This is a genomic window from Rahnella perminowiae, assembly GCF_019049755.1.
Lineage (GTDB): Bacteria > Pseudomonadota > Gammaproteobacteria > Enterobacterales > Enterobacteriaceae > Rahnella > Rahnella perminowiae.
The window spans coordinates 1-3087 of sequence record NZ_JAFMOS010000264.1; the positions used below are offsets into that span (position 1 = coordinate 1).

General features: G+C 52.2%; 3 protein-coding genes. All 3 read right to left on the minus strand.

Annotation, left to right across the window (positions count from 1 at the left end; all coding sequences use genetic code 11):
- Positions 1-64: 64 nt before the first annotated feature.
- Positions 65-379 (minus strand): Ogr/Delta-like zinc finger protein, encoded by a 315-nt coding sequence (locus J1785_RS02050; RefSeq protein ID WP_129952942.1) that lies wholly within the window; start codon positions 377-379, stop codon positions 65-67.
- Positions 376-1407 carry a phage portal protein gene (locus J1785_RS02055; protein ID WP_217218693.1) on the minus strand — a complete coding sequence of 344 codons (1032 nt, stop codon included), beginning with the start codon at positions 1405-1407 and terminating at the stop codon, positions 376-378. The genes J1785_RS02050 and J1785_RS02055 overlap by 4 nt, the downstream gene beginning before the upstream one ends.
- The coding region (locus J1785_RS02060) for a terminase large subunit domain-containing protein (RefSeq protein WP_217218694.1) at positions 1404-3087 on the minus strand (1684 nt) is incomplete at its 5' end. The genes J1785_RS02055 and J1785_RS02060, both read right to left, overlap by 4 nt.

The following is a 3087-nucleotide window of genomic DNA, read 5'->3' on the forward strand; positions in this document are numbered from 1 at the left end:
CTATTAGAGTTTCCCTTATTATAAATTCCCTGCTAAAGAAAAAAACCAAAAAGGGGGTGATGATTCAGGCTTGTTGCAGTAGCGAAAGCAACATTTGCTTATCGTCGGATTTCAACGATTCCACTAAGCCACGCAGTAAGCTGCCCTGGCTTTTCGCGCTGGGGCTGATGGTATGTGAAAAGGTCATATTCATTACAAAAGTATGACCACACTCAAAGTCAGAGCACGCACAATACAGGTCTGAAATCTGACGGTGTTTGCGTGACGTTTTTTTTATGACTGAGTTCGCGCCGCATTCGGGGCAGATGACTTTCATCACGCGCATGTTGTTGGCTCCGGGGAAGTGATAACCCCGTGATTTTAGCCTGTTGCGGCTCATTTTTCATCCTCTGATGTTGTGTCAAAGGCGAAGTTAAGCCGCAGATGTAACGGAATTTCCGGGTCACTGTTGACCGCATTCATGATCATGCGCTGCAACGGAATGACTTCATCCTTTCTGTATGTCGTTCGTGACTTATCCGGATCAGGTAAGCCACCCGTATTTTGCGGAATAATGCCCGCCAGGCCAGCCGGGAACCGGTGGGCGTTCAGCACATCCTGAGCGCTGATGTTCTTCACATTATTGAATTCATCGTTCGCGCCGATATCCCCCACCGGAATAAACTGGATCGCCTTTTCCCCGCCCTGGGGAATGTTCACAAAGATGGTGGAGAAGTTCCCGATCCCTTTGCTGCTTTCCAGTCGCTGCGCAATTTCTTCCTCTACTTCATCGGTCATGTTCGCGTCGTTGGTGTAGATGATCCCCCCGGTGTGCGCCCCATTGTGGTAATAGCGGCGGCGGAAAATGGTTGCTTCACTGTTGAGTAACGCCGAGTGAATGCCGCTGATGTAATCCGGCAGGCCGTAAATCTGTTGCTGCGGGTCGTACTGTTTGAGGAAAATCACATCATCCGGGCTGTATACCAACGGTTCGCCGTCCTGCAGAACCACAAATTCCCCTGTTTTACGCACGCGCAGATACAGCGACGGCAGCGGCAGCAAATCCACCACGTCACCCCAGCCCGAACGCACTTTCAGAATGGCCAGGTCGCCGCAGGATAAATAATCAAACACGCCGCCGCGCAGCTGCTCATGCGTTAAACCGCCGCCCAGGTAATCCGATGCCACCATGTTGTGACGGGCATAAATCACGCCGCCGTGCTGACTGTTTAGGTTCGTCAGTTGAACCAGTGCCAGACGGTCAATCGGCAAGGTGTAGTGATCGAATTCATTGTCATACCAGATATCCCGGTAATTTGTGCCGGTGGTCAGGATGGGTTCCGGGCGTCCCATGCTGATGATGCTCATTTTTTTGCTGCGGTCAGGCTGTTCCTTCTTAGCCTGGCGGGATGGTTTGCGTTTGCTCATGCTGCTTTTTTTCCTAATTTCCATTTAGATTTACGCTTGTGCTCAAAGTTGATCGGCTCGTTAATAATGGCGTGCGCGATTGCCCAAAAGGCATCGGCGTGGCCGGTTTCGACTGTGCGATCGGCTTTAAACGTCATAGCGTTGCCGCTGGCCGTGCTGGTGTGTCGGATGGACAGGAAAGACGCGGCAATTTCCCGGTTATCTTTGTTCCATTCCAGGCGTTTTGCGCCGATTACGTCTATCATCTTCAACACCAGCCGGGTTTTGGTTTCCATGCCGTAGTGAATGGCCACCGCTTCACGTAGGGCAAAATGTTCTATCAGCTCAAATACGCCCCGGCCAATGCCGGTGACGTCTACGCCGATGTAAGTCATGTTGTATTTCCCGAACAGCTTTTTAATCTGTGCTGCCTGATATGCGAAATTCATCCCTTTCCAGTGAAAAAGGCAGAGCACGCGGAATTTCTCCACGGCATAAAGCGGCGGGGCAACAATGGCAAACGTGGAGGTATCGCCAGAACGCGCCGGGTCAAAGCCTCCCCATACCTCACGGTTGCCAAACGGCCGATCGGCGTTGGGGTCATGGTCTTGCCAGTCGGCCACGTCCACGCCGCAGATTTCCAGATCACTGAATTTGAAAACGCTGTCTTTGCTGTCCACAAACACACACATATACAGCATGTTGAACGTGTCACGGTTGTAGCGGTTGCGCAGCTTCTCGATGCTGGCCAGGTTAAACCCGCCCTTGATCGCGTCTTCCATCGTGATGATGTACCGCCACTGGCCATCCGGGCAGAGTCGGCCGCCGTTGCGCATTTCATCAAAGGTTGGAAAGGCGACTTTTTCGCGTTTCCTATCGCCGCGCTTCCACTCTTCACCCGTCCAGAAAGGGTATGCCTGGTGCGTTTTGGCGCTGGGCGTTGAAAAGTAGGTCGTTCGCCAGTGGTCGTGCGTGGCCATTGCGCTGGCCACCTCGTTAAGCTTGGCGAAGTTCGGCACCCAAAAGTATTCGTCGCAATACAAATGGCCGCTGTAGGACTGCGCGGTGTTTTTGTTGGTGGACAGAAAGCGCAGCTCTGCGCCGTTGCTTAATCTGATCGGGTTGCCGGTCAGCACAATGCCGAAATACTGCTCTGCGATGTTGACGATGTAAGAGCGGAACACTTCCGCCTGGGCTTTGGAGGCGGAAAGGAAAATCTGCGGGTCACCGGTCATGACCGCATTTTCGAATGCCTCAATAGCAAAGTACCAGGTGGCACCAATCTGGCGGCTTTTCAGGATGTTCCTGATCTGCTGTGCCAGGTTGTTGCGCAGGTGTTTCTGATAGCCGAATAAATGTTCCTCTGCGAAAGCGTCAAAATCATCCTGCGTCATGCCGGAGATGTCGTTTTTCTTATATTTGCGCTTCTTCACCGGCTCTGCGCCGTCACCGTTCCCGCCCTGGCTGTCATAGCCTCCCTGGTTGCCAGATTTAGCGGCGGCCATTTTCTCTTTATGCTTATTTGTCTGCGCACGCAGTTTCACCGCGTGAGCAATCAGCACATCTATCTCTTTTAATTCCAGCTCTGTTTTTTTGTCCCGGCCAACTAATAACTGGTAACGGCGTTCAATGGCTTCCTCTGTTGATTCGTGGCTGAGTAAATCAGCCCAATTCCCTTTTTGCGCCCAGTAGTAAATGATC